This is a genomic window from Microbacterium sp., assembly GCF_052099035.1.
Taxonomy (GTDB): Bacteria; Actinomycetota; Actinomycetes; order Actinomycetales; family Microbacteriaceae; genus Microbacterium.
In genome coordinates, this window is record NZ_JBQDSX010000034.1 from 3593 (window position 1) to 28226 (window position 24634).

Genomic DNA, 24634 nt, shown 5'->3' on the forward strand with positions numbered 1-24634 from the left:
TCGAATGTGACGGTGCCGGCGAGCACGGTCACGAATTCATCTTCGGGGTGCACGTAGTGTTCGCCGATGTCGGTCCCGTTGCCCTCCATGTCGATAACGGTGAAGCGGGTCTCGCCGCTCGTGAGCACGCGCGCCTCGTTGCCCGCGAACAGGCCGGTGGCGGCCTCGGCGCTCGCCAGCGACGTGCCGCTCATCAGCTCGACCTGGCTGGTGCCGAGCGCACGCGCGATCCGTGCGAGCGAGTCGAGGCTCGGGCTCGCCTTGCCGCGCTCGACTTGGCTGATGAACGGATGCGACAGGTTGGCGAGCTCCGCGAGCTGCACGATCGTCATGCCGAGGTCGAGTCGGCGCGCGCGGATCGCTGCGCCGAAGCGGTCTCGTCGGGTGTCAGGCATGCGTGCCTTTCGCGCGAATCGGTGTTGGTATGCGTTCGAAACTTCGGAGAAACACGCTCTCCCTAGCATCGACCATGTTGATCACATCAACATTACAACGACTCGGGACGGACACATGGACCTCAACTCAGTGCGTCGACTGCGGCGGGCCACGCTCGCCGACGGGCGTCTCGTCGACCTCACACTGGTCGGCGAAACGGTCGCCGACGTGCGCGCGGCCGCCCCCGGCTCGCTCGAGCAGGGCGACCTCGATCTCGACGGCTGGTTGCTCCTTACGGCGCCCGCCGACCCGCATACGCACCTCGACAAGGCCCTGTCCTGGGATGCGATCCAGCCGGGATCCGGCGACCTCGAGACGGCGATCTCGTCGTGGCTCGCTTACATCGGCACGGTTGACGAAGACGAGATCTTCGCCCGAGCCATCCGCGCGCTCGAGCGCTACGTTCACAACGGAACCACCGCGCTGCGCAGCCACGTCGACGTACCGCTCGAGGGCGACCCGGCGCGCGGCGTGCGAGCGATCGCGCGAGCGCGAGAGGCGTTCGCCGATCGCATCGACATTCAGATCGTCGCGCTGGCGGCCCGCGGCATCGATTCGGAGCGTGTCGATGCGGCGCTCGCGGCGGGCGCGGATCTCGTCGGCGGTGCGCCGCACCTCTCCGACGACGAGCGGGGAGACCTCGAGCGGCTGCTCGCGGTCGCCGAGCGGCACGGTGTGGGCGTCGACATTCACGCTGATGAGGCGCTGCGCGGCGGCGATACGCTCGAAATGCTCGCCCGCCGCACACACGGGTGGACCTCGTCGCGCACCGCGAGTCACTGCGTGCGCTTGTCGATGTTGCCGGACGATGAGCTCGACCCGCTGCTCGGCCTCGTCGCGGAGGCCCGCGTCGGCATCATCGCCAACCCGATCACGAACCTGTACCTGCAGGGGTGGGCAGACCCGGTCGCGACACCGCGCGGCATCGCTCCCCTCGAGCGGATCCGCGCGGCGGGAATCATGGCCGCCGCCGGCGGCGACAACGTGCGCGACCCGTTCAACCCCATGGGTCGGGCCGACGCGTTCGAGACCGCGATGCTGCTCATCACGGCGGGCCACGTTCCCATCGATGCTGCCTGGGACGCCGTCTCATCGGGCGCCCGCGCTGTCATGGGCCTGCCGCAGGCAGGTCCGGAGGCGGGGCTGCGCGCCGACCTGCTCGCGGTGCGCGCAGAGTCCCTGGCCGACGCCATCGCGACGGCACCCGCCGATCGAATTGTGATCTCCCGAGGGCGCACGATCGCCCACACCGAAAGCACGCGCTGGATGCTCCCGCGCAGACAGGAGGACGTATGAGCACTGCGACTATGACGCGGCCGGACGTCACGACCGCCGGCGACACCCTCGTGGGATTCCACGACGTCGGTATGACCTACGACGGCGGGACCGTGGCCCTCGAGCACGTCGATATCACGGTGAACCGCGGCGAGTTCGTCACGGTCGTCGGGCCCTCCGGGTGCGGCAAATCGACGCTGTTGCGCATCGCAGCCGGTCTCGAGAAGAACACCGCGGGGTCGTGCGAGACGCACACCGACCGGATGGGGTTCGTCTTCCAGGACGCGACGCTGCTGCCGTGGCGGAACGTGCAGAAGAACGTCGAGCTGCTCGCCGAACTCGGCGGGCAATCGGCCTCCGAACGGGCCGACGCAGCGCGGACGGCGATCGACCTCGTCGGCCTCACCGGATTCGAGAAGTCGATGCCTCGGCAGCTCTCGGGAGGCATGAAGATGCGGGCCTCCCTCGCCCGGTCGCTCACCCTGGACCCCGACCTGTTCCTGTTCGATGAGCCGTTCGGCGCGCTGGACGAGATCACGCGCCAGCGCCTCAACGACGAGCTCCTTCGCCTGTTCGCACAGCGCGACTTCGGCGGGCTCTTCATCACCCACTCGGTCTCGGAGGCCGTCTACCTCTCGACGAAGGTGGTCGTGATGTCTGGCCGTCCGGGACGCATCGTCGACGTCGTGGACATTCCGTTCGACATGCCGCGCGATCCGGAGATCCGATTCACCGCCGAGTTCGGCGACCTCGTCGGCGGCGTCTCGCACTCGCTGAAGGAGGCGCACGCATGACCCTCACCGTCGCTGAGCCGGTCGCCACGAAGCCGCCCGCCGCGCCCACACGGAAGCGCCGGGTGCCGAGCTGGATCCAGACCGCGTGGCCCCCGCTGATCGTGTTCGCCGTGATCATCATCGTGTGGTCCGTCGCGAGCGTCCTGCTCGGCGAGCGGAGCTTCCTTCTTCCGGCGCCGTACCGGATCTTCACCGACGGCCTGTTCGATCCCGTGGTCGGCGCCGAGATCTATACCGCGCTCGGCCAGACGGTCATGGTGGCGCTCATCGGTCTCGTGATCGCGATCGCGATCGGCGTCACCTGGGCGGTGGTGATGCTGCAGGCGAAGTGGGCGGAGCGGTCGCTGTACCCGTACGCCGTGATCCTGCAGTGCATCCCGATTCTCGCGCTGGTGCCGCTCATCGGATTCTGGTTCGGATACGGGCTGCCCGGACGCATCATCGTCTGCGTTCTCATCGCACTTTTCCCGATTGTCTCGAACACGCTGTTCGGCCTGCAGTCCGTCGACAAGTCGCAGAAGGAACTCTTCCAGCTGCAGCACACGGGGCGGATGACGACGCTGTGGAAGCTGCAACTGCCCGCCGCGCTGCCGTCGATGTTCGTCGGCCTGCGCACCTCGGCGGGCCTGTCCATCGTCGGCGCTATCGTCGGCGACTACTTCTTCCGTCGCGGCACGCCCGGCCTCGGGTCGCTCATGAGCACCTATACCTCCCGGCTGCTCGCCGCCGAACTGTACGCGTCGGTCGTCGTCGCCGCCCTGCTGGGCGTCGCGATCTTCGCGGCCTTCGGCCTGCTGTCCAATATCGTCGTCGGTCGCTGGTATGACGCGACGAAGGCCTGACCCCATCCCTCGACCAGGAGTCACCATCATGATGAAGCCCACCCGCCGGCGCACCGTCGCCGCTGTTTCCGCCTTCGGTCTCACCGCGCTCGCGCTGACTGCCTGTTCCGGGGGAGACAGCGCCGTCGATGCGGCGGCCGCCGACCTCGAGATCGGGTCGCTCGATCTCTCCGACGTGTGCCCTGAGACGATCGCCGTGCAGACCGATTGGCACCCCGAAGCCGAGCACGGTCACCTCTACGAGCTGCTGAGCGATGACTACACGATCGACGCGGCGAACAAAGCCGTCTCGTCTCCGCTCGTCGTCGACGGTGAGTACACGGGAGTGAACTTCGAGGTGCGCGCGGGGGGTCCCGCGATCGGCAACTCGACCGTCAACTCCGTCATGTACCAGGACGATGACATCATGCTCGGGTACGTGCACTCCGACGTGGCGATCTCGAGCTCCGGAACCGCCCCGGTCGTCGGCGTCATGACGCAGATGGACGTCAATCCGCAGATGGTGATGTGGGACCCCGAGACCTACCCCGACGTCGAGACGATTCCGGAGCTCGCCGCGGCGCTCGAAGAATCGGGTGGCGCATGGCGCTTCTTCGGCGGACAGGCCTACATGGAGTATCTGATGGGCGCGGGAATCGTGCCCGAGTCGGTCGGCGATGGAGGCTATGACGGAACGCCCGCGGCATTCGTGGCCGATGACGGCGCCTCGGCACAGCAGGGCTTCTCTTCCGCCGAGCCCTACATCTACGAACACGAGGTCGAGGCCTGGAACAAGCCCGTCGAATATGCGCTGATCGCGTCGGCGGGCTGGGACATCTACGGCTCCGCGATGTCGGTGCGCACCGACCGCCTCGAAGAGCTGACGCCCTGCCTCGAAGAGATCGTGCCGATCCTGCAGCAGGCGGAGGTCGACTTCTACGCCGACCCGGATGCGACCATCGACCTCATCCTCGAAGCCGTCGAGGCGTTCGACAGCGGCTGGGTCTACTCACGCGGCGTCGCCGAATACGCGGTCGAATCGATGCTCGAGGACGGCATCGTCTCCAACGGTGCCAATGGATTCATCGGTGACTTCGACCCTGAGCGGGTCGAGAGCTTCTTCGACACGGGCAAGCCGCTGTTCGAGGAGATCGCAGCCGACGTCGACCCCGATCTCACCGCCGACGACATCTACACCAACGATTTCATCGACGAGACGATCGGGCTCCCCGAATGAGCACCGCGACCCTCCTCACGCCGATCGCCGAGCTGTACGAGGCACTGGTCGCCATCCTCGGCCCGCGCAACGTCTCAACCGACCGACGCATGCTCGAGCGGGCGTCGGTCGACGGCGCCAGGATGTCACCGGTGATCAGCGAGATGCTTCCGCTCGGGGTCGCAGAGATCGTGGCTTTCCCCACCGACGCGGCGCAGATCGGCCGCGTCGTCGACGAGGCCGTCGCCCGGGGCGTCCCCGTGACACCGCGGGGGAAGGGCACCGGCAACTACGGCCAGTCGATTCCCTCGCGCGGCGGCCTCGTGCTCGACACCTCTCGCGCACGGAAGGTGCTGGAGGTCGGCGATGGGTTCATCACCGCCGAGGCCGGCGCCCCGATGTCGCAGCTCGAGCAGGCCGCACGCGAGAGCGGCCAGCAGCTCTGGATGTACCCGTCGACGATGAATTCGACGATCGGCGGGTTCCTCGCAGGCGGGTCCGGCGGCACCGGGACGATCTCGCGCGGTGCGAACCACATGGGGTTCGTCGCGGCACTCGACGTGGTACACGCCGACGGGTCTGGTATGCGCCGCGTTGAGGGCGATCAGGCACAGCTTTACGTACACAACTATGGGACGGCGGGGGTCATCGCTCGCGCGACGGTGCGGCTCGAGCCGCTCGTCGAATGGCGCGCGCTGTACGCGTCGTTCCCGGATTTTGCGGGCTCGCTCTCGGTGATCCGCGAGCTGGGACGGCTCATGCCGGCCCCGCGCCTCGTGTCGGCCGACACGATCGCGGTCTCGGCGTCGCTCCCCGACGATCCCGCGATCCCGGGTGGGCGGTCGAGCCTGCGCTCGATCGCCCACCCGGATGCCGTGGCCGAGGCGATCGCGCTGATCGAGGCGTCCGGCGGCGTGATCGAGGACGTGCGCGAGGGACCGGCCGCGAGCGCCCGGTTGTCGACGCTGAGCTACAACCACCCCATTGAGTGGTTGCAGAAGTCGCGGCCGGGTTTCTACTATCACCTCGAGGTCTCGGGCGACGTTCTCGCTGACGACGTCGATCTCGTGCACGACGCGATCGGCGATGGTCTGCTGCACATCGAGGCCGGTCATACGGCTCCGATCGGCATGCTCGCGGCGCCGTACACGGGCCCTGACGAGGTCGAAGCGGCGATCGAGCGCCTCACAGCGATCGGAGTCGGAGTGCACAACTGCCACCAGTGGAACGTCGACTTCGAAATGCCGCGCACCGTTGAGGTCGCCCGCAGGACGGATCCGCGCGGTCTCCTCAATCCCGGAAAGCTCAATCCCTCGTACGCGGGGCCGCAGAAGGGGGCCATCCGATGACCCGGATGCTGACGGACCTGCCGCAGCCCGCGGCGCTCGCGGCACTGACGGAGGACTCGATCGTTGTGCAGCCGGTCGGGGCGCTCGAACAGCACGGGCCGCACCTGCCGCTGAACACCGATCTCGTGATCCCCGAGCAGATCGGCGCGCTCGCCGTCGACCGTGCCGTGTCGGACGGCGTCGACGCGTGGCTGCTTCCCGCCATCGCGGCGAGCAAGAGCGACGAGCATCACTGGGCACCGGGCACGGTCTGGCTCGAGGCGTCGACGATCTGGAACATGCTCGTCGACATCGGGCGCTCCGTGGCGGCGACGCCCGCGCGAACGCTCGTGTTCCTCAACGGTCACGGCGGCAACTCCGCGCTTCTGCAGGTCGTGAACCGCGAGATCCGGCGCCGCTTCGGGCTGCGCACGTTCTCGATGGGAACCGGTACGCAGCGCGCTGGCGGCGGCGCGGACGGCGGCCCCGACGAGTTCGGGATGGGGATCCACGCAGGGCACTCCGAGACCAGCGTCATGCTCGCGCTGCGCCCGGATCTCGTCGACATGTCGGGAGCCGTGCGCAGCGTGCCCGAGCACATCGCGCAGTTCGAGACGATCGGCTTCAACGGGCATCCCGTGAGCTTCGGCTGGACCTCGGACGACTTCGGGCCGGGCGGCGTCATCGGCGACCCGACCGCGGCGACATCGGAATACGGCGACGAGCTCGTCAATGCGGGCACCGCGTTCGTCGCGAAGGCGCTCACCGAGATATCTCGATTTCGGCACGCATCATGAGCGCGGGCACGACGACGGTCGAGTCGACCATTCAGCGCGGCCTCGCCCCGGAGGATCCGCTCGAACTGCTGCGTACCTGGGTGCCGACGAACGAGGATCCCGACCGCCCCCTCGCGACCCTCGCGACGATCGACATGAACGGGCTGCCGGACGCGCGCACCGTTCTGCTGTCGGCCGTGAACGATGACGGCATCGCGATCCACACCGACGGCGGCAGCCGCAAGGCGCGCCAGCTGAGGTTGAAGCCCGTGGCCGCGCTCGTGGTGCACTGGCCGGATCTCGCGCGTCAGGCGGTGTTGCGCGGCCGCGTGCACGAGTTGTCGCCGATCGATGCGGCTGACGGGTTCGCGCTGCGCAGTCGGTATCTGAAGGTGCTCGCGAACATCAACACCGACGAGCTGGCGCAGCGTTCGTTCGCGGAACGCCGCGACGCGTTCGCGGCGTTCGACGCGGAGCACCGCGAGCCGCCGCGCCCGCCCTCCTGGACCGGGTTCCTTCTCGTGCCGTCGGAGATCGACTTCTGGGAGGGGTCCGAGCGCCTGCCGAGCAGGCGCGCGCGGTACCAACGCGGAATCGACCGCTGGCGTCACGACTACGTCGCGGGGTAGCTTCAGCGGGCCGCGTCAGCGCACGTCGACGTCAGCTCCATCCCAGATGTCGCCGCACTCGATGCGCGCGGCCCGGTGCTCGCGCAGGTAGCCCGCCGCCCCTGTGTCGCCCACGAGGGTCGCGGCGACCTGCTCCCAATGGTCCCGCCCGAGCAGAACGGGGTGGCCCGGTGTGCCGCCGAACACCGCCCGCGCGAGCGCGCTCGGGCTGGGGTCGGCGGCGGCGAGCACTCGTGCGCAGACCGCGGCTGGCATAGCGGGCGTATCGACGGGAATCACGAGCGCCGCCGGCGCATGTGTGTCGGCCGCCGCCGCGAGCGCGCCCCGGAGACTCGCGGAGAGCCCGGAATCCCAGTCGGGGACGCGCACCGCGCGCGCCCGGGGCGGCACGACCCGTTCGGCGGCAGCCGACTCGGCACCGACCGCGACGAGGATGTCGTCGCATCCGGCGCGTTCCAGCAGGTCGACGGCGAGTCTGGCCCAGGAGCGCCCGTCCGCGGTGCGGGCGAGCGCCTTGGGGCCGCCGTACCGCGACCCGGCGCCTGCCGCGAGCACGATGCCGCATACCGCGGGCGTGCCCCAGTCGGTCATGACACGCGCGTCGCTGTGCGCGATGCGTGGATCGCTCCCGAAGTCTCGCTGAGGGGCGCACCCGTTCCGCCATTTCGCACCGCGACCACCTCGGCGAGGATCGACAGGGCCGTCTCCTCGGCACTGCGCCCGCCCAGGTCGAGCCCGATGGGAGAGCGGAGCCGCCCGATCTGGTCGTCAGAAACGCCCGCCCCCCGCAGCCGCCGCAGTCGGTCCTCGTGGGTGCGGCGGCTGCCCATCGCCCCGACGTAACCTGCCGCGCTCCCGAGCGCCGCCTGCAGCGCGGGCACGTCGAAGCGCGCGTCGTGGGTGAGCACGCACACGGCGGTGGACGGGTCGAGCGCGGCCCCGGCGAGGTAGCGATCGGGCCACGACACCTCGACGCATGCGCTCGGGAATCGGTCCGCCGACGCGAACGCCGACCGCGCGTCGACCACCGTACAGCGGAACCCGAGCGCGGTGCCGAGGGCGCTGAGCGATACCGCGAACTCGACGGCGCCGACGATGATGAGCCGGGGCGCTGCGCCGAGTGGGACGACGACGACAGATGCCGGCGCGTCGTCCGCGGCGCATCCCTCGGCATCGTGGGTGAGGATGCTGGCCCGGTCGTCGCGCACGTGCGCGGCGGCGTCGGTGAGGATCCGCGAGAGGCGCGGCGGGCATTCGGCGTGTGAGATCTCGTCGCCGACGATCCAGCTGTGTCCCAGGTCGTCGCCGGAGACCGACAGTGCAAGCCCCACCGCCGCGCCGGGCGCCGCTGCGAGCGCGCACAGCTGTCGGGCCGTGTCGCCGTTCGGCGCGACGGCCCGGACGAGCACGTCGATCTCGCCGCCGCAGGTGAGGCCGATGCCGAGCAGCGGGTCGTCGTCGATGCCATAGGAGAGGATCCGCGGCGCGGCGCCGGCAAGCACCAGCTCGCCTTCGCTCGCGACGTCGGAGTCGACGCACCCGCCCGAGACGTTGCCGAAGATCGCGCCGTCCTCGCTGATCAGCATGCTCGCACCGATCTCGCGCGGGGCGCTGCGGCGCACTCCGACGACGGTCGCGATCGCGAATCGGCGGCCGTCGGCGAGCCACTGCGCGGCCACTGGCAGGATGCCCTTCATAGCCGCGTCCCGTCGCGGGCGAGGCGCCAGATCCGGTCACGGGACATCGGCGTCTCGTGCGGGCGCACGCCGATGGCGCGCCGGATCGCGTTCGCGAGCGCAGGCGCCACCGGGTTGAACGGCGACTCGCTCATCGACTTCGCCCCGAACGGGCCGAGGTCGTCATGCGTGTCGGCGAACAGCACCTGCGTGGCGGGGATATCGGCCATCTGCGGCACGCGGTACAGGCGGAACACTGGCGTAGTGATCCGGCCCGTCTCGTCGATCATGATCTCCTCGTAGAGCGCCGCGCCGATGCCCTGCGCCACCCCGCCCTCGACCTGCCCGCGGCACTGCGCGGGGTTCATGACGGTGCCCGCGTCGGCCGACTGCACCGAGGCGAGGATCCGCACTTCTCCGGTGTCGGTGTGAACCGCGACGCGGAACGCCTGCACGTTGAAGGCGAGGCTGCGCTGGTCGCCGAGTTCGCTGCCGTCCGCTCGCAGGCCGTCCTCGAAGCGGAACGCGTCGGGAGACGCCGCGATGAGGTTGGGGAACGGGATCAGACAATCTCCCGCGCGCACGCCGTCGCGCTCCGGCTCGCAGCTCTCGGCCGGCACGCCCGCGATCGATCCCGCCGCCTCGCAGAGGACCGTGCGCATGGCGAGCGCGGCCGCGTGCAGCGCCTTGCCGGCGACCGTGATCCCCGCGGAGGCGAACGCCCCCGTGTCGTGGCGGGCGGCATCGGTGTCGGAGTGGTGCAGGCGAATCCGATCGGGCGTGGTCCCGAGGTCGGTGGCAACGATTTGCGTGTGCACTGTGGTCGTGCCGTTGCCGAACTCGCTCGTGCCGACGCCGATCTCGACGCAGCCGTCGGGGCGCAGCGTCACGGTCGCGTGCGAGATATGACCGAAGGGCGCCATCGTCGCGATCATCGCCACGGCCATGCCCTCACCGACCCGCCATGCCTCACCTTTCGGGGCCGGGGTGGTGTCGGACGCGAGCGCGGCCTGCGCGAGGTCGAGGCACTGATCGAGGCCGTGGCTGCCCCAGATCAGGTCGGCCTCTGGCTCGGCGTGGTGGGCGAGGGGCGCGTCGTCGGTCGTCACGGCGTTGATTCGGCGCAGGTCGAACGGATCGACGCCGAGCTCGATCGCGAGCTCGTCCATCGCCGATTCGATCGCGAAGATCACCTGGCCGAGCCCGTATCCCCGGAACGCCCCGGAGGGCACGTTGTTCGTGTACACGACCTCGGCATCGATGCGCTTGGCCGGGCAGCGGTACAGGCTCATCGATTCGGAGCACGCGTGGAACAGCACTCCGCGGGAATGGTTGCCGTACGCGCCCGTGTCGGACAGAAGGCCGACCTTCATCGCGGTGAGACGGCCGTCCGCGTCCGCGCCGAGCTCGACGTCGACCCTCATCGGATGTCTCACGGCCGTGCGCGTGAACTCCTCGGTGCGCGACAGCTCATACGCCACGGGGCGTCCCGTGCGTAGCGTCGCGATCGCAACGAGATCCTCGCAGAGCATCTCCTGCTTTCCGCCGAATCCGCCGCCGACGCGGGCGGTGAGCACGCGGATGCTGTCGGGAGTCATGCCGAGCAGGCGGGTGAGCTCGTCGCGCACGAGGAACGGCACCTGGGTGCTTGATCGCAGAGTGAGGCGCCCGTCCTCCGCGATCCACCCCACGGCCCCACGCGTCTCGAGCTGGGCATGGATGACGCGCGACGTGCGCCAGGTTCCGCTGACGCGGGCTGGCGCCTCGGCGAGCGCGACATCGGCGTCGCCGAAGCCCTCGTGCAGTCCGAGGATCACGTTGCGATGCGCCTCGTCGACGCGATCGGCCGGTGTGCGATCAGGGTGCAGCAGCGGTGCGCCATTGATGCGCGCGAGCTCGGGATCGAAGACGGCGTCCAGCACCTCGTACTCGACCCGGATCCTCCGGCACGCCTCCTCGGCGGCGGCGGCCGTGTCGGCGACCACGGCGGCGACGCGCTGGCCGACGAAGCGCACCGTGTCGTCGAGCACCCGTGTGTCGTCGGGATCGTCCTCGCGGTGCTCGTGGCGGCCCGTGGAGAACCGCGGCAGGTCGGCCACGTCAGCGTGCGTGAGGATCAGCGCGACGCCGGGTACGTGCTCGGCGTCGGAGACGTCGATGTCGAGAATCCGTGCGTGGGCGTGCGGAGAGCCGAGCACGCGCAGGATCTGCGCACCGGGCACCGGAACGTCGAACGTGTAGGGCTCGAGACCCGACACGATGCGCTCGGCCGCGGGAGGGCGCGCGGAATGCCCGACACCACAGGGCGCGCCGGTGCTGCCGAGGTTACGTGCGCCGCGGCTGACGCCATCGGCTATCGACTCGCGAATTGCTCGGTAGCCCGTGCAGCGGCAGAGATTACCCTTCATGAGGCGGGGAAGATCGTCGAGATCCTGCTCGTCGAGGGTCGACGCGGTCACGATCGTTCCGGGCGTGCAGAAGCCGCACTGGAAGCCGAACCCCTCGACGAACGCCTCCTGTATGGGGCTGAGATCGCCGGGCTTGCCGAGCCCGGCCGCGGTCGTGATCTTCCTGGCCTCCGCACGCACCGCGGGGAAGAGGCAGGAATGCACGGGGGAGCCATCGACGAGGACGCTGCAGGCTCCGCAGTCGCCCGCGTCGCAGCCGCGCTTGACCTCAGTGTGGCCGTGGTCGCGCAGATGCGTGCGCAGACACTGCCCCGGGGCCGGCACTGATTCGACCTCATCCTCGTTGATCCAGAACCTCATCCCGCGAGCTCCTCTCGCACCGCGCGCGCGAGCACGCCGCTGACGTGTCGCCGCCAGTCCGCGGCGCCCAGCGGATCCGTGTAGTAGCCGTCGAGCGCGGTGACGTCGGCGACGATCCGGTCCGCGCTCGGAAGCGCGTCGTATCGCAGCACCGCGGGGCGCGTGACGGCGGCCGTGACGCTGACGACGGCCTCGCCGCCTTCGTGCACCCGGCCGATGACGACGGCCGCGGAACGCCCGAGATCCACGAGGGCGATCTTTCGGAATGCGGTGCGAGCGCGCAGGGCACGGGTCGGGATATCGATGGCGCGCAGTACCTCGCCGGGGTAGAGGGCGTTCACGCCGTCGCCCACGACGAGGCTCTCGACGCTCAGGCGGCGCTCGCCGCCGTCGGGAGTCCAGACGACGGCGACCGCATCGAGGGAGGCGCACAGCGACACCATGCCCGCGGCCGCGAACGCGCGGCAGATGTTGCCGCCGACGGTCGCGACGTTCCAGATCTTGAACGAGGCGAGCAGCGCCTCGGCACACTGCCGGAACAGCGGATGCGCGCCCCAGCCCGCGACAGGGGCGAGGTTCGCGAGCTCGGCAATCGTGCAGGTCGCCGCGATGCGCAGGCCGTCAGGTGTGCACTCGAGCGGGGGCCATCCCATCGTCGTGAGGTCGACGAGGCCCGCCGGGGCGGCCAGGGGCTCGGAGAAGAGCCACGTGCCTCCGGCGAGGATCCGTTCCCCCTCCGTGAGGGCCAGATCCGACCGCGTGTGCGCCGGTCGGTACGAGCCGACGGTGTTCAGGTCCATGACTGCTCAGATGAAGCCGGGCACATCGAGCCAGGCATCCGGCTCGTCGCTCGCGCCGTCGCGCACGACCGTTCCTTCGATGAGGCCGTACGGGCGGTCGTCGGCGATGAACACCTCGCCGGCGTTGTCGAGCTCGAACCGCGCGATGTCGTAGAGGAAGTGGTGCTTGTTGGGCATGGCGAATCGGATCTCGGCGAGCTCCGGTCGTGTCGCGATGGCGGCGCGACCCATCTCGAACAGGGTCTGCTGAAGGGCGAGCGAGTGCACGGTCGCGAACTTTTCGAGCAGCACCCGCGTGACGTCGGCGCAGACCGCGTTGTAGTCGATGCCGTCGGCGACGGCACCGGGCAGGTATCGCCAGCGCGCCGTGACGGAGGTCGCCATCACGCGGTCGGTCGTCTCGGGCAGCGTCGTGTACTCGGTGCGCGGGTAGCCGGAGAACTCCGATCCCGTCGATTTCAGCACGACGAGATCCTTGACGCCGCCGGTGACGTGCGTGCGGCCGTCCGCGACCTGCACGGTCGCGAGCCGCGTGCCCTGCCCCTTCCTGACGAATGAATGATCGTGTTCCTCGCCGTTCGCGACGATCCGCTCCCATTCGTACTGTTCGCCCTGCCAGAGGCCGCCCTCTACCCAGTCGAACTCTCCCGTGAAGTGCTCGGAGAGCAGCGTGAGGAAGCGCTCGGGCGACCCGACCCCGTGGATCTTCGCCAGCGCGAAGATCGTGTTCTTCTGGGTGTCGGTCGCGATGATCTTCGAGTTGTCGCCCGTGAAGAACGACCCGGCGAAGCCCTCACCTCGCAGCTGCGAGGTGATGTTCAGGTCTTCGATCTCGTGCCGCGCGGAGTCGCGCGTGATCCTCACGAGCCGGTTCTCGGCCTTGCCGTACTTGTTGGGTCCGAGATGCACAGACACGTCGCTCATGGGTCAGCTCCCCTTGTAGGTGGAATAGGCGAACGGGCTGAGCAGGATCGGCACGTGAAGGTGCTCGTCGCCCGTCACCCGGAAGGACACGGCGATCGACGGATAGAAGGTCTCGGTGCCGAGACGAGCGAAGTAGTCGCCCGTCGCGAAGCGGATCTCGTACGTCCCTGGTGCGAGCCAGTCGGGGCCCAGCCCCGCGCGCCCATCGGAATCGGTCGTCGTGCGCGCGATGGGGGCACCATCATCCGTCGACAGCGAGACCGCGACGCCGAAGGCCGGGCAGCCGAGGGCCGCGTCGAGGACGTGCGTCGTGAGGTGCGGCATTGTGGGCTCCGGGTGTCGATCTGTCGTGGTCGAGTCACGGTATCGACGGCGTGTTTCCCCAGGGTTACCGTCTGCGAACAACTGTTACGCGAACGTCTCGCGGATGCGCCTGGTCGCGATCTGGGCAAGCTCTGCGCATGCCTCTCGGATCTCTGTCTCGCCGTCGTTGCGCAGCCGGCGGTCGAGCTCCGAGGCGATCTGCTCGGGCGAGCGACCAGCCGCTCGGATGAGGAAGACGCGGCCGAACCTCTCCTCGTATGCGGCGTTGCCGGCGGTGATCCGTGCGGTGATCCCCGCGTCCGCATCGGTCATCGCCGCCTGCTCGCGCCGCGACGCGCGGGCATCCGTCGACTCGCCGGTGGGGCGCTCGCCGATCCGCGCATGCCTCACGAGCGCCTGCTCGAGCTCGGTCGATCCCCACGCGATCGCGGAGCGCTCGGCGCGAGAGACGACGTCATCGGGGCTCGCATAGGGGCGTGCGTCGACGATGTCGCGGACCCAGGCGGGCACGTCGGCCCAGGTCGCGGCTATCGCGGACGCCTCGTCGGCGGCCAGGGCATTGAACTCTCGCAGCGTCATGCCCACACGCTAATGATGCGTCGTTTCGGTGTCGTTTCGCGGCGCGACGGGGATCGAAGGGCGGTCCGGAGCGCTCCGGAAACATGCGCGTGAGAAAGTAACAGGTTCGAAATCATTGACGTGTGATTCTGTAACACCGCCTCCTCACTCTGGTACCACGACCGATACCGCGGTCGCGTGACCATCCGGGAGGCACATGGTGCGCGAGAAACTTGAAGCCGTTGCACTGCGATCGGCTCTGCCCGCCGCGGCGGTCCTCGTCGCGCTTGCATTCGGCGGCGCACTCGTCGCACTCCTCGGAGTTGACCCTCTCGATGCGGCATCCACGGTGGCGGTCGCGGGCTTCGCGTGCGAACCGGAGCATTGCAACCTCGGGGGCACGCTCTCGCTGTCGGGGCCGATCATCTTCTGCGCGCTCGGCGCGGTCGTGAGTCTGCGCAGCGGCCTGTTCAGCATCGGCCAGGAGGGGCAGTACGCGCTCGGCGGGCTCGCGGGGGCCGTCATCGGGTTCGCGATCCCCGCGCCGGCGGGGGTCCACCCGATCCTCTGTCTCGCCGCGGCGGGCATCGTCGGGGCGCTGTGGGGGGTGATCCCCGCGGTTCTGAAGGTGTACCTCGGCGTAAACGAGCTCATCATCACCATCGTCCTCAACGCCATGGCGGGGCTCATCGTCGACTTCCTGGTGAACTATCCGTTGCGCGCAGATGCCTCCACCGTCGGTTACACGCCGACGATCGCCGAGACCGCGCGTCTTCCGCTGTTTGACACCTCGACGAAGGTGGGCGTCGCTCTCGTTCTCGCCGTGATCGCGTGCGTCGTGGTCTGGTTCTTCCTGTCCCGTACGACCCGAGGATACGAACAGCGAATGAGCGGCCAGGCGGCGCCGTTCGCGCGCTACGCGGGCATGTCCGCCACATCCAGCGTCATTCGCGCAGGACTGCTCGGCGGTGCGCTCGCGGGGATCGGCGGCGGCATCCAGGTGCTCGGCGTGAACTACCGCGTGATCGAGGGGTTCAGCGACGGAACCGGGTTCACGGGCCTCACCGCCGCGATCCTCGGCGGCACCACGGCGATCGGGGCAGGAGTCGTCGGCATCCTCTACGCCGGCATCACGGTCGGCGCCGTCAACGGGCTCCAAATCATGCTCGGAGTGCCGCGGGAGATCGGATCGACCCTGCTCGCGTTCATGATCGTGCTCGTAGCCGCACAGGCACCTCTGCAGGCCAGAATCGAACGGGCACGCGATCGCCGACGATCTCGCCGCACCAGCGACAACTCGAGCGCAGTCGATACCGAGCACACGGTGGTGGCACCATGATTGACATCGTCGCTGATTTCCTCAACTCCGGGATCCGTCTCACGACACCGATCCTGTTCGCCGCGATCGCCTCGATGCTCTCCGCACGAGCAGGCGTGCTGAACCTCGCGATCGAGTCGAAGGTGCTTATCGGCGCCTTCGTCGGCATCCTTGTCGGAGCCACCGCGCAGAGTCCATTGGTCGGCGTGCTCGCTGCCGCCGCAGCCGGCGCCGTGATTGGCGCGATCATGGCGCTCGCTCACCGATTCGGAGTCGACCTGGTCGTTCTCGCGATCGGTCTCAACATCCTCGTCCTGCAGCTGACGGTGTTCCTCATGCGGTCGTTTCTCGGCGGCGTCGGCACCTACAAGCCGGAGATCGACCGGATCGATGCCGTGCGCATCCCGGGGCTCGCGGACGCGCCGTTCTTCGGGAACCTTCTCGACAGGCTCAACCCCCTCGTCTACGCCGCCTACGCGCTCGTCCTGGTGGTCGCGCTGTGGTTCCGCACCAGGGCCGGTCGTCACCTGCTCGCGGTCGGGGAGGCGCCAGTTGCAGCCGCGAGCGCGGGGCTCAGCGTCGGCCGCATACAGGTCGTGACGCTCATCGTCGCCGGCGCGATCGCCGGGCTCGGAGGAGCGTTTCTGTCGGTGGGCGATGTCGGACTGTTCACCCGGAACATGAGCGCCGATCGCGGCTGGATCGGCATCACGGCGGCCCTGCTCGCACTGAACCGACCCGGGCTCCTGATCCCCGCTGCCGGGCTGTTCGGACTCGCGAGCGCCGCGAGCATCCGGCTGCAGCAGTTCGACGTTCCCGCCAACGTCACGCAGTTCCTGCCCCAGGGCGCGGCGTTCGTCGCGCTGGTCCTCGTCGGGCTCCGCGCTCGGTCGCGCGGACAGTTCTGGCGGTTGTGGAACAGGAGCTCCCGCCTCCGCCTGCCTGCCCGCCCGCCGTCATCGCCGGACGAGTCGCCGACCGCTCTGGTCACCGATCGCTGACCCGTCCCCATCCTTCTCCATCCCCCACTCATAGTTCCGAGGAGAGTCATGTCCCATTCATCGAAGAGGTCGTTCGCGGCCGCCACCACATCGCTCGTCGCTGTTCTCGCCCTCGCGGGTTGTTCCGGCGGAAGCGAGCCTGCATCCGGCGAGGACGACGCCTTCACCTATGCGCTCGTCACGCCGGGCGCGGCCGGCGACGGCGGGTTCATCGACTCGTCGATCGTCGGAGCCGAGCGCGCTGAAGAGGAGCTCGGCGTCACGGGGCGCATCGTCGAGGCCGAGTCGGTCTCGCAACAGGAAAGCGTGCTCCGATCGACCGTCGCGACCCAGCCCGACATCATCCTCGCTCCGGGCCTCGACCCGGATTCGCTGCTCACCGTGGCGAACGAGAACCCGGATCAGCTGTTCGGCGTGCCGAGCGACATCTTCGCCGACGACCTGCCCGACAACGTGCAGGCCTACGCCATCAACGTGCACGAGGGGAGCTATCTCGGCGGATACGTCGCGGGGACGCTCACCTCGACTGAGAATGTGGGTGCCGTCCTCGGCATCGACAACCCGGGGCTGAACCAGTTCTTCTACGGTTACAAGCAGGGCGTTCTCGCCGCTTGCCCGAACTGCACCGTCACGCCGACCTACCTGAACGGCGAGTTCTCGGATCCGTCGGTCGGACAAGAAGCGGCGCTCTCGCTGTATCAGAGCGGTGCCGACATCGTTTACTCCGTCGCGGGGCTCTCGGGTCAGGGCGCCTTCGCCGCCGCGGAGCAGGAAGGCGGATACGCGATCGGCGTCGACTCGAACCAGGACGGTGATGCGCCCGGAACCGTGATCACCTCGGTGATGAAGCGCGTCGACTCCTCGACCTTCAACCTCATTCAGTCGGCGCTCGACGGAGACTTCACCCCTGGGTTCGTGCAAGCGGGGCTGAGCGATGGCGTGAGCGGGCTGTCTTGGGAGGACGGATCGACCGTCTTCGCCGATGAGGGCCCCGAGGAGCTCGCGGCGCAGCTCCCCGACCTGCAGAGCGAGATCGAAGCCCTGACGGAAGAGCTCCTCGCAGGAGAGATCACGGTGTGCGACGCCCTCAATGACCCGACCAGCGCCGAGTGCGCTGACCTCGGGCTCACGAGCTGAGAGATCGAGAGGTCAGGTTTATGAGCGCACATCGCCAGGACATCCCGCAGCTCGAGCTACGCGGGCTGCGCAAGTATTTCGCATCGTCGGGCGTGCTCGCGGTCGCGGATGTCTCGATGACGCTGTGGCCCGGCGAGGTCGTGGCCATCATCGGCGAGAACGGCACCGGCAAGAGCACGCTCATGAACCTCCTCTTCGGTGTGCACGAGCCCGACGCGGGGGAGATCCTCATCGATGGGAGCGTGCGCGACATCTCGTCGCCTCAAGACGCGATCGACGCCGGCCTCGGCATGGTGCATCAGCACTTCGAGCTCGTGCCCGGATTCACCGTCGCACAGAACGTGCTGCTCGGTCGCGAGCCCGTGCGGCGCGGCCTGTACGACGACCGAGGGGCGACCGAGGCCGTTGCACGCATCGCGGAGCAGACGGGTCTCGACATCGATCCGTCGCGCCGCGTGGGAACGCTGCCTATCGGAATGCAGCAGCGCGTCGAGATCCTCAAGGCGCTTGCCGCCGACGCCCGTACCCTTATCTTCGACGAACCGACGGCAGTTCTCACCCCTTCCGAGGCCGACGATCTCGTCGACCTCATCCGCCGCCTCGCGGCCTCCGGCAGATCCGTGTTGTTCATCTCTCACAAGCTGCCGGAGGTGCAGGCGGTTGCCGATCGGATCATCGTGATGCGACTCGGCCGGGTCGTCGCCACCCTCAGCCGAGGTGACGCCGACGAGGCCGAGCTCGCGAGGCGAATGGTCGGGCGCGACGTCGAACAACCGGCGGCATCGCCGCTATCACGCCGGCCGGGGGTTGCCCTCAAGGCGTCCGGGATACGGTTGCGCGACACACCGGGCGATGTCGAGCCGTTCGACTTCACGCTCCACGAAGGGGAGGTGCTCGGCATCGCCGGGGTGAGCGGCAACGGCCAGGACGAGCTCATCGAATCGCTCGCGGGCCTCACCCCGTTCGAGAGCGGATCCGTTCTCCTGCGAGGGAAGCAGATCGCGGGGCTGACGCCGGCCGGCGTGCGTGCCGCCGGGATGTCGCACATCGCCGCCGATCGAATGCGGGTGGGGCTGAATCTTGACGCCACGCTCGAAGAGAACGCGGTCGCGACGTCCTTCCGGTCGAGAGCGTTCAGCCGGTCGGGCATCATCAAGCGGCGTGAGCGGATGGCTTTCGCGCGTCGGATCGCGACCGATTACGACGTGCGCGGCACCGGACCGACCCGGCCGGTGCGGTCGTTGTCGGGCGGCAATCTTCAGAAGATCGTGATCGGACGCGAGCTCGCCGGAGACCCCGCGGTAGTGCTGGCGAATCAACCGACGCGCGGCCTCGACGTCGGGTCTATCGAGTTCGTGCATCGCTCGCTTCTCGACGTGTGCGCAGATGGAGCGGGCGTTCTGCTCATCTCGAACGAGCTGGATGAGGTGCTCGCGCTGTCGCATCGCGTCGCGGTGATGTACCGCGGTCGCATCATCGGGCCGTTCGAGCGAGATGAGGTGAACCGGGAGAGGCTCGGTCGCATCATGGCCAGCGGAGAGGACGACAGATGACGCAGGACGTACAGTTCGTCGTGGCGGATATGGTCTGGACGGGTGCGGGGGGCGTGCTCTCGCCCGGCGTCGTTGAGGTCTCAGACGGTCGCATCGTGTCCGTGGGCGCGATCTCCGGCGCGCGGCCGTTCGGGCCGAACGTGCGCGACCTCGGTGCGTGTCTGCTCATGCCAGGGCTCGTCAACGCGCATGCCCACACGCCAATGTCGCTGATGCGCGGGGTCGCGGAGGGTCATTCGCTCCTCTCTATGGACGGTTTCCTCGCCGTGCTCCGGTCGCGCGAGGCCCACCTCACCCCGGAGCTCGTTCCCGCGTCCGTATCTGTGTCGTGCGCGGACTTCATCCGGCACGGCATCACGACCTTCGCCGACCAGTACTTCTACGCCGATCGCATCGCGCCAGCGGTCATCGACTCCGGCCTTCGTGCAGCGCTCGCGTGGGGCATCGTCGAGCTCGGCGACGACGAAGCCCGCGAGCAGGAGCTCTCGGCCGCGACGCGCTTTGCGGAATCGATGCAGGGCGTATCGGACCGGGTTCGCGGATGGATCGGGCCGCATGCGTTCTTCGTCGACAACACGCCGGTGGCGATGGAAGCGGAGCGCGCGGCGGCTGTGCGGCTCGGTGTGGGCCTGCACGTGCACTTCTCGACATCGAGCGAGGAGGACGAGTACTGCCGCGAGCATTTCGGCCGGTCTGCTCTCGAGCAGCTCACGCGCATGGGGATGTTCGACGTGCCGTCCATCCTGGCGCACTGCAACACCGTGGCAGAGCACGAGATCCCGCTTCTCGCGGGGACCCGGGCGACAATGGCCGTCGTTCCCTCGGTCGCGATGCAATCGGGCGTGCCCGCGGCGCCCGTGCGCGCCGCGCTCGACGCGGGCGTCAACGTCGCGATCGGCACCGACAACTCGTGCAACAACACGAACGCCGACCTGTTCGAAGAGATGCGCACTCTCGGGAAGCTTGCCGCCTTCACGTCGCAGACGCCGAACCAGGTCGCGCCGCGGGAGATCCTCGCGCTCGCCACGGTGGGCGGTCACCGGGCGCTCGGCGGTGAGCCCGAAGACGGCACTCTCTCGCTCGGCGCCGTCGCCGACATGATCGCGCTGCCGCTCGGGGCCATCCCACGGGGGCCCGCCGGCGCGCAGAGCATTGAGGCGGCGCTCGTATATGGCGCGAGCGGAGCCTCGGTCGCGCACTCGATGGTCGCGGGGCGATGGCTCATGCGAGACGGCGAGGTGCTCACGATCGACGTCGGCAGGGCGATCTCGCAACAGCAGCGCGACTTCGAGACTCTGAGAGCACGAATGACCGCTGCGGAAGGGAGCACCGATGGACGTCGCTGAGCGCCGTCAACTCATCCAGGAACGCGTCACGACCAACGGGGAAGTGCAGTTCGCCGCACTCGCCGTGGAGCTCGGCATGAGTGAGATGACGATACGACGCGACATCGAGGCACTCGAAGGCGCGGGCATCGTGCGGCGCATCGCGGGCGGCGCTATCGCTTCCGGCGGCTCCGAGTACGAACCCTCTTATACGGTGCGCGAGGGGCGCGCGGCCGGCGTGAAGGAGCGCATTGCCCAGGGCATCGCATCGCTCCTGTCGCACGGCGAGTCGGTGGTGCTGGACAGCGGATCGACCGTCGTCTCCGTCGCCCGCGCGATCCGCGGCCGGGGCCTTGGGCTCACCGTGGTCACGCCGTCCATCAAGGTGGCGGTCGAGCTCGCCGACGAGCCGGACACGAAGGTGATTCTCGCGGGCGGCGTTGTGCGACCGGGCGAGCTCAGCCTGATCGGGTCCGACGCAGAGCGGCTCATCGCTCAGTACAACTGCGACACGTACGTCGCGGGCGTCTCGGGCATTGACCCCCAGCATGGCCTCACGGAATACCACCCCGAGGAGGCTGCCGTGAAGCGCGCCGCGATGCGCTCGGCCCGCCGGGTCATCGTCGGCGTCGACAGCGAGAAGCTCGGTCGCATCCACCTCGTCAACATCGGCCCGCTCGCATCGGTCGGGGCGATCGTCACCAATGCCGCGCCGGATCACCCGACGATCACAGCGGCCCTCGATCTCGGCGTCGAGGTTGTGAGCGTGCAGAGCGCGTGAGCAGCAGATGTCCCCTCCAGACCGATCGACCATCACCAAACAGGAGAACGATATGACCTCCCTTTTCCGCGACGGCTTCCCCGGCGTCGACCGGCCCCTCATCGCCATGGCGCACGTTCCCGCGCTTCCCGGCACGCCGCTCTATGACGCGGCGGGCGGCGTTGACGCACTCGTCGATCACGTGCGACGCGACGTTGAGCTGCTCGTCGATGCGGGCTTCGACGCGGTCATGTTCTGCAACGAGAACGATCGGCCGTATCAGCTCCACGCGGGACCGGAGTCGTCGGCGGTGATGGCGCGCGTCGTCACGGAGTGCCGGCCATCGACGATCCCGTTCGGAGTGGACTTCCTCTGGGATCCGCGCATCGCGCTCGCGACCGCGGTCGCGACGGGTGCGAGCTTCATGCGGGAGGTCGTCACCGGCGTCTGGGAGTCGGACATGGGGCTGTGGAACACCGATGCCGCCGAGACGCTGCGCGAACGCCGGCGCCTGGACGCGGAGGGCATCGCGATCCTCATGAACATCGCTCCCGAGTTCGCCTCGCCGATCGGCACGCGGGGAGTCTCGCAGATCGCGAAGTCGACGGTCGTGTCGTCACTTGCGGACGCGATCCTCGTCTCGGGCCCCATGGCCGGGCAGGCGCCCGAAGCGTCGGCACTCCGGGAGGTGCGCGAGGCGGTACCGGAGGAGATCCCGGTGCTCCTCAACACCGGCGCGCGCGCCGAGACGATCGCCGACATGCTCGCCGTGGCGGACGGCTGCATCGTCGGATCATCGCTGAAGGCCGACGGGTACACCTGGAATCCGGTCGACGCCGAGCGCGCGCGTCGATTCGTCGAGGCGGCGCGCGGGTGACGGTCGGATCATGACCGACCCCGACGCCCTCCTCATCGGCATCGACGTCGGCACGACGGGTGTGAAGGTCGTGCTGCTCGATCCCGAGGCGGGAATCCTCGCGCAGGCGAACAGGTCGAACGCCCTGCTGTCGGCGGCACCCGGCTGGGCGGAGGCGGATCCGCGCCAGTGGTCGACGAACATCGACGCGGCTCTCTCGGAGATCGCCGATGCGGCCGCGGGGCGCAAGATCGGGGCGATCTCGACGACGGGCATGGTGCCCGCGATCGTTGCGGTCGATGCCCGGCTGCAGCCCGTGAGGCCGGCAATCCTCCAGAACGACGCGCGAGCTCGGGGCGAGACCGATGGGCTCGCCTCGCAGCTCGACCCCGTCGAGCTGCTCGCGGTGACGGGCGCCGTTCTCAGCCAGCAGTCCGTCGCGCCGAAGGCGCGGTGGCTCGCGCACTGGGAACCCGACGCATGGCGGCGAACCCGCTGGATACTCGGGTCCTCGGACTGGGTGCTTACGGCGCTCGGAGCGGCGCCGCACGTCGAGGCGAACTGGGCCCTCGAATCGGGTATCTTCCGCATCGATGGCGCGATCCACGCGCGGGTCGCCGACCTCGTCGACGGTCTCGCTGATCGCCTGCCGCCGGTGCGAAGCGCGGGTGACGTCGTCGGGGTGCTCGACGCCGACGCAGCAGTGCGCACAGGACTCGCCCCCGGCATCCCCCTCGTGGTCGGGGGCGCGGATCACGCGCTCTCCGCGTACAGCGCGGGACTTGGACATCCGGGGGACTGGCTCGTGAAGCTCGGCGGCGCGGGCGACATCCTCGCCGTCACCGACGGTCCTCTCACCGATGCGCGGTTCTTCCTCGACAAGCATCCGCTGCCCGGCCTGTGGCTCCCCAACGGATGCATGGCGACGAGCGGTAGCCTCGTGCGGTGGGTGCAGGCGCTGCTGCGCATCGACGATCTTGCGGCGATGGACGAAGCAGCCTCCGAGCGCACGGCCGCCGACGTTCTCTGCCTCCCGTACTTCCTCGGCGAGAAGAGCCCGTTGAACGACCCCGACCTGCGCGGAGTCTTTGCGGGCATGCACCTCGGCCACGACGCGGTCGACCTCTATCGGAGTGCGCTCGAGGGGATCGCGTTCGGATTCCGCCACAACGCCGACGTGCTCGCCGAGGCTGGCGCCATGCTCGATCGTGCGACCGTGACGAACGGCGGGGCGACATCCCTCCTCTGGAAGCGGATCCACGCGTCGATTCTTGGAGTGCCTCTCGAGACGGTTCGCGATCATCCCGGTGCGTCGCTCGGGGCCGCGTACGCGGCAGGGGTGGGGGTCGGCGCCTTCGCCGACTGGCGAGAGCCGCTCGCTCTGACGCGCAAGGGGGAAACGATCGATCCCGAGCCGGACCTCGTCGCGCGATATGACGACGCCTACGCGATCTGGCGCGACTTCAGCGATGTCGCGGCATCGCCCATGCGGGCGCTGGCTCGCCGCTGACACGCCGTTTACGCCACCGAAACAGGCGAGACATCGCGCAGGAGACGCGAGGCGATACCTTCGCATTCGTTGCTTCCTCTCTCTCGAAAGCCGTCGCCATGCCACAGAACAGATCGTCCGGGCCGTCGACCCGATCTCAGGAGGTCTCGATCGCCGCGCGCCGCGTCTTCCTGGACGGCGCCTTCGCTGCCGCAACGGTGCGCATTCTTGAGGGCCGGATCACCGCAGTCACGGCCTACGATGACACCGCCGACATCGTCATCGACGATCGCCGCGTGCTCCTGCCGGGCCTCGTCGACACGCACGTGCACCTCAACGAGCCGGGTCGTTCGGACTGGGAAGGATTCGAGACGGGAACGGCGGCGGCGGCCGCGGGCGGTGTCACGACCCTCGTTGAGATGCCGCTGAACTCGATCCCGGTGACGACGACGCCCGAGGCCCTGGCCACCAAGCGCGCCGCGGCGCGCGGAAAGCTCGCGGTCGACGTCGCGTACTGGGGCGGTGTCGTCCCCGAGAATCTCGGGCACCTCGGCGCGCTGTTGAGCGCGGGCGTCGTGGGCGTGAAGTGCTTCATGACACCGAGCGGGATCGACGAGTTCGGCCACCTCGATGCGCGCCAGCTCGAGCGGGCGCTGGCCGAACTCGAGCTCGTCGACGGCCTGCTCATCGTGCACGCGGAGCTTGAGGAGCACCTGACGGAGGCATCCGGCCCGGTGTTCACCGATTTCGTCGCCTCGCGCCCGCCGGCGTCCGAGGTCGAGGCGGTCCGGCTCGTGATTGCCGCCGCCCGGCGCACCGGCGCACGCGCCCACATCGTCCACGTCGGCGCGGCCGAAGCGCTGAACCTCAT

24 protein-coding genes are annotated in these 24634 nt (G+C 69.0%); 16 read left to right on the forward strand and 8 right to left on the reverse strand.

Annotation, left to right across the window (positions count from 1 at the left end; genetic code table 11):
- Positions 1-395: helix-turn-helix domain-containing protein (locus ACTIAO_RS11270; RefSeq protein WP_441906337.1), on the reverse strand; the 395-nt coding region annotated here is incomplete at its 3' end.
- A 115-nt stretch (positions 396-510) separates the two neighbouring features.
- Here ACTIAO_RS11270 and ACTIAO_RS11275 point away from each other — a divergent pair.
- From ACTIAO_RS11275 to ACTIAO_RS11305, 7 genes are read left to right on the forward strand one after another with little or no spacing between them, the layout of a single operon-like run.
- Positions 511-1731: an amidohydrolase family protein gene (locus ACTIAO_RS11275; RefSeq protein ID WP_441906338.1), complete on the forward strand. Its 1221-nt coding sequence runs from the start codon at positions 511-513 to the stop codon at positions 1729-1731.
- Positions 1728-2504 carry an ABC transporter ATP-binding protein gene (locus ACTIAO_RS11280; RefSeq protein ID WP_441906339.1) on the forward strand — a complete coding sequence of 259 codons (777 nt, stop codon included), beginning with the start codon at positions 1728-1730 and terminating at the stop codon, positions 2502-2504. Before ACTIAO_RS11275 ends, ACTIAO_RS11280 begins: the two co-directional genes overlap by 4 nt.
- Positions 2501-3346 (forward strand): ABC transporter permease, encoded by an 846-nt coding sequence (locus ACTIAO_RS11285; RefSeq protein ID WP_441873965.1) that lies wholly within the window; start codon positions 2501-2503, stop codon positions 3344-3346. The genes ACTIAO_RS11280 and ACTIAO_RS11285 overlap by 4 nt, the downstream gene beginning before the upstream one ends.
- Positions 3347-3374: 28 nt before the next feature.
- Positions 3375-4562 carry an ABC transporter substrate-binding protein gene (locus ACTIAO_RS11290; RefSeq protein WP_441873967.1) on the forward strand — a complete coding sequence of 396 codons (1188 nt, stop codon included), beginning with the start codon at positions 3375-3377 and terminating at the stop codon, positions 4560-4562.
- A complete protein-coding gene (locus ACTIAO_RS11295) occupies positions 4559-5890 on the forward strand; it encodes an FAD-binding oxidoreductase (RefSeq protein ID WP_441873969.1) in 1332 nt (443 codons plus the stop codon). Before ACTIAO_RS11290 ends, ACTIAO_RS11295 begins: the two co-directional genes overlap by 4 nt.
- Complete coding sequence (locus tag ACTIAO_RS11300) at positions 5887-6666, forward strand: creatininase family protein (RefSeq protein ID WP_441906340.1); 780 nt, start codon at positions 5887-5889, stop codon at positions 6664-6666. The genes ACTIAO_RS11295 and ACTIAO_RS11300 overlap by 4 nt, the downstream gene beginning before the upstream one ends.
- Complete coding sequence (locus ACTIAO_RS11305; RefSeq protein ID WP_441906341.1) at positions 6663-7274, forward strand: pyridoxine/pyridoxamine 5'-phosphate oxidase; 612 nt, start codon at positions 6663-6665, stop codon at positions 7272-7274. Before ACTIAO_RS11300 ends, ACTIAO_RS11305 begins: the two co-directional genes overlap by 4 nt.
- Positions 7275-7289: 15 nt before the next feature.
- Here ACTIAO_RS11305 and ACTIAO_RS11310 read toward each other — a convergent pair whose 3' ends face one another.
- The 7 genes from ACTIAO_RS11310 to uraD all read right to left on the reverse strand — a co-directional run bounded on the left by ACTIAO_RS11310 (position 7290) and on the right by uraD (position 14345).
- The gene (locus ACTIAO_RS11310) at positions 7290-7865 is read right to left on the reverse strand and encodes a nucleotidyltransferase family protein (RefSeq protein WP_441906342.1); all 576 of its coding nucleotides are present in this window, start codon (positions 7863-7865) and stop codon (positions 7290-7292) included.
- Positions 7862-8971: an XdhC family protein gene (locus ACTIAO_RS11315; RefSeq protein WP_441906343.1), complete on the reverse strand. Its 1110-nt coding sequence runs from the start codon at positions 8969-8971 to the stop codon at positions 7862-7864. The genes ACTIAO_RS11310 and ACTIAO_RS11315 overlap by 4 nt, the downstream gene beginning before the upstream one ends.
- Positions 8968-11718, reverse strand: a complete 2751-nt coding sequence (locus tag ACTIAO_RS11320; protein WP_441906344.1) for a molybdopterin-dependent oxidoreductase — start codon at positions 11716-11718, stop codon at positions 8968-8970. Before ACTIAO_RS11320 ends, ACTIAO_RS11315 begins: the two co-directional genes overlap by 4 nt.
- Positions 11715-12518, reverse strand: a complete 804-nt coding sequence (locus ACTIAO_RS11325) for an FAD binding domain-containing protein (RefSeq protein ID WP_441906345.1) — start codon at positions 12516-12518, stop codon at positions 11715-11717. The genes ACTIAO_RS11320 and ACTIAO_RS11325 overlap by 4 nt, the downstream gene beginning before the upstream one ends.
- Positions 12519-12524: 6 nt before the next feature.
- Positions 12525-13442 (reverse strand): factor-independent urate hydroxylase, encoded by a 918-nt coding sequence (pucL, locus tag ACTIAO_RS11330; RefSeq protein WP_441896226.1) that lies wholly within the window; start codon positions 13440-13442, stop codon positions 12525-12527.
- A gap of 3 nt (positions 13443-13445) precedes the next feature.
- The gene (gene uraH / locus ACTIAO_RS11335; RefSeq protein ID WP_441873597.1) at positions 13446-13766 is read right to left on the reverse strand and encodes a hydroxyisourate hydrolase; all 321 of its coding nucleotides are present in this window, start codon (positions 13764-13766) and stop codon (positions 13446-13448) included.
- A gap of 84 nt (positions 13767-13850) precedes the next feature.
- Positions 13851-14345 carry a 2-oxo-4-hydroxy-4-carboxy-5-ureidoimidazoline decarboxylase gene (gene uraD, locus ACTIAO_RS11340; RefSeq protein WP_441896228.1) on the reverse strand — a complete coding sequence of 165 codons (495 nt, stop codon included), beginning with the start codon at positions 14343-14345 and terminating at the stop codon, positions 13851-13853.
- 199 nt (positions 14346-14544) lie between these two features.
- Here uraD and ACTIAO_RS11345 point away from each other — a divergent pair, with 199 nt between their 5' ends.
- The 9 genes from ACTIAO_RS11345 to ACTIAO_RS11385 all read left to right on the forward strand — a co-directional run.
- Positions 14545-15663, forward strand: coding sequence for an ABC transporter permease (locus ACTIAO_RS11345; RefSeq protein WP_441873601.1), 1119 nt, complete (start codon positions 14545-14547; stop codon positions 15661-15663).
- Positions 15660-16643: an ABC transporter permease gene (locus ACTIAO_RS11350; RefSeq protein ID WP_441873603.1), complete on the forward strand. Its 984-nt coding sequence runs from the start codon at positions 15660-15662 to the stop codon at positions 16641-16643. The genes ACTIAO_RS11345 and ACTIAO_RS11350 overlap by 4 nt, the downstream gene beginning before the upstream one ends.
- Before the next feature lie 48 nt (positions 16644-16691).
- The gene (locus ACTIAO_RS11355; protein WP_441873605.1) at positions 16692-17780 is read left to right on the forward strand and encodes a BMP family ABC transporter substrate-binding protein; all 1089 of its coding nucleotides are present in this window, start codon (positions 16692-16694) and stop codon (positions 17778-17780) included.
- A gap of 20 nt (positions 17781-17800) precedes the next feature.
- Complete coding sequence (locus tag ACTIAO_RS11360; protein WP_441873607.1) at positions 17801-19333, forward strand: ABC transporter ATP-binding protein; 1533 nt, start codon at positions 17801-17803, stop codon at positions 19331-19333.
- Positions 19330-20679, forward strand: coding sequence for an amidohydrolase family protein (locus tag ACTIAO_RS11365; protein WP_441873609.1), 1350 nt, complete (start codon positions 19330-19332; stop codon positions 20677-20679). Before ACTIAO_RS11360 ends, ACTIAO_RS11365 begins: the two co-directional genes overlap by 4 nt.
- Positions 20666-21439: a DeoR/GlpR family DNA-binding transcription regulator gene (locus ACTIAO_RS11370; protein ID WP_441873611.1), complete on the forward strand. Its 774-nt coding sequence runs from the start codon at positions 20666-20668 to the stop codon at positions 21437-21439. Before ACTIAO_RS11365 ends, ACTIAO_RS11370 begins: the two co-directional genes overlap by 14 nt.
- Before the next feature lie 52 nt (positions 21440-21491).
- The gene (locus ACTIAO_RS11375; RefSeq protein WP_441873613.1) at positions 21492-22295 is read left to right on the forward strand and encodes a BtpA/SgcQ family protein; all 804 of its coding nucleotides are present in this window, start codon (positions 21492-21494) and stop codon (positions 22293-22295) included.
- A 10-nt stretch (positions 22296-22305) separates the two neighbouring features.
- Positions 22306-23784, forward strand: a complete 1479-nt coding sequence (locus tag ACTIAO_RS11380; RefSeq protein WP_441906346.1) for an FGGY-family carbohydrate kinase — start codon at positions 22306-22308, stop codon at positions 23782-23784.
- A 98-nt stretch (positions 23785-23882) separates the two neighbouring features.
- Positions 23883-24634, forward strand: a 752-nt coding sequence (locus tag ACTIAO_RS11385; protein WP_441906347.1) for an amidohydrolase family protein, incomplete at its 3' end; no start/stop codon positions are given.

Coding starts and splice junctions, on each gene's coding strand:
- ACTIAO_RS11360 (WP_441873607.1), top strand. CDS start 17,801: ATGAGCGCACATCGCCAGGACATCCCGCAGCTCGAGCTACGCGGGCTG.
- ACTIAO_RS11300 (WP_441906340.1), top strand. CDS start 5,887: ATGACCCGGATGCTGACGGACCTGCCGCAGCCCGCGGCGCTCGCGGCA.
- ACTIAO_RS11275 (WP_441906338.1), top strand. CDS start 511: ATGGACCTCAACTCAGTGCGTCGACTGCGGCGGGCCACGCTCGCCGAC.
- ACTIAO_RS11320 (WP_441906344.1), bottom strand. CDS start 11,718: ATGAGGTTCTGGATCAACGAGGATGAGGTCGAATCAGTGCCGGCCCCG.
- ACTIAO_RS11350 (WP_441873603.1), top strand. CDS start 15,660: ATGATTGACATCGTCGCTGATTTCCTCAACTCCGGGATCCGTCTCACG.
- ACTIAO_RS11380 (WP_441906346.1), top strand. CDS start 22,306: ATGACCGACCCCGACGCCCTCCTCATCGGCATCGACGTCGGCACGACG.
- ACTIAO_RS11305 (WP_441906341.1), top strand. CDS start 6,663: ATGAGCGCGGGCACGACGACGGTCGAGTCGACCATTCAGCGCGGCCTC.
- uraH (WP_441873597.1), bottom strand. CDS start 13,766: ATGCCGCACCTCACGACGCACGTCCTCGACGCGGCCCTCGGCTGCCCG.
- ACTIAO_RS11375 (WP_441873613.1), top strand. CDS start 21,492: ATGACCTCCCTTTTCCGCGACGGCTTCCCCGGCGTCGACCGGCCCCTC.
- ACTIAO_RS11280 (WP_441906339.1), top strand. CDS start 1,728: ATGAGCACTGCGACTATGACGCGGCCGGACGTCACGACCGCCGGCGAC.
- ACTIAO_RS11290 (WP_441873967.1), top strand. CDS start 3,375: ATGATGAAGCCCACCCGCCGGCGCACCGTCGCCGCTGTTTCCGCCTTC.
- ACTIAO_RS11285 (WP_441873965.1), top strand. CDS start 2,501: ATGACCCTCACCGTCGCTGAGCCGGTCGCCACGAAGCCGCCCGCCGCG.
- ACTIAO_RS11315 (WP_441906343.1), bottom strand. CDS start 8,971: ATGAAGGGCATCCTGCCAGTGGCCGCGCAGTGGCTCGCCGACGGCCGC.
- ACTIAO_RS11325 (WP_441906345.1), bottom strand. CDS start 12,518: ATGGACCTGAACACCGTCGGCTCGTACCGACCGGCGCACACGCGGTCG.
- pucL (WP_441896226.1), bottom strand. CDS start 13,442: ATGAGCGACGTGTCTGTGCATCTCGGACCCAACAAGTACGGCAAGGCC.
- ACTIAO_RS11295 (WP_441873969.1), top strand. CDS start 4,559: ATGAGCACCGCGACCCTCCTCACGCCGATCGCCGAGCTGTACGAGGCA.
- uraD (WP_441896228.1), bottom strand. CDS start 14,345: ATGACGCTGCGAGAGTTCAATGCCCTGGCCGCCGACGAGGCGTCCGCG.
- ACTIAO_RS11365 (WP_441873609.1), top strand. CDS start 19,330: ATGACGCAGGACGTACAGTTCGTCGTGGCGGATATGGTCTGGACGGGT.
- ACTIAO_RS11370 (WP_441873611.1), top strand. CDS start 20,666: ATGGACGTCGCTGAGCGCCGTCAACTCATCCAGGAACGCGTCACGACC.
- ACTIAO_RS11355 (WP_441873605.1), top strand. CDS start 16,692: ATGTCCCATTCATCGAAGAGGTCGTTCGCGGCCGCCACCACATCGCTC.
- ACTIAO_RS11310 (WP_441906342.1), bottom strand. CDS start 7,865: ATGACCGACTGGGGCACGCCCGCGGTATGCGGCATCGTGCTCGCGGCA.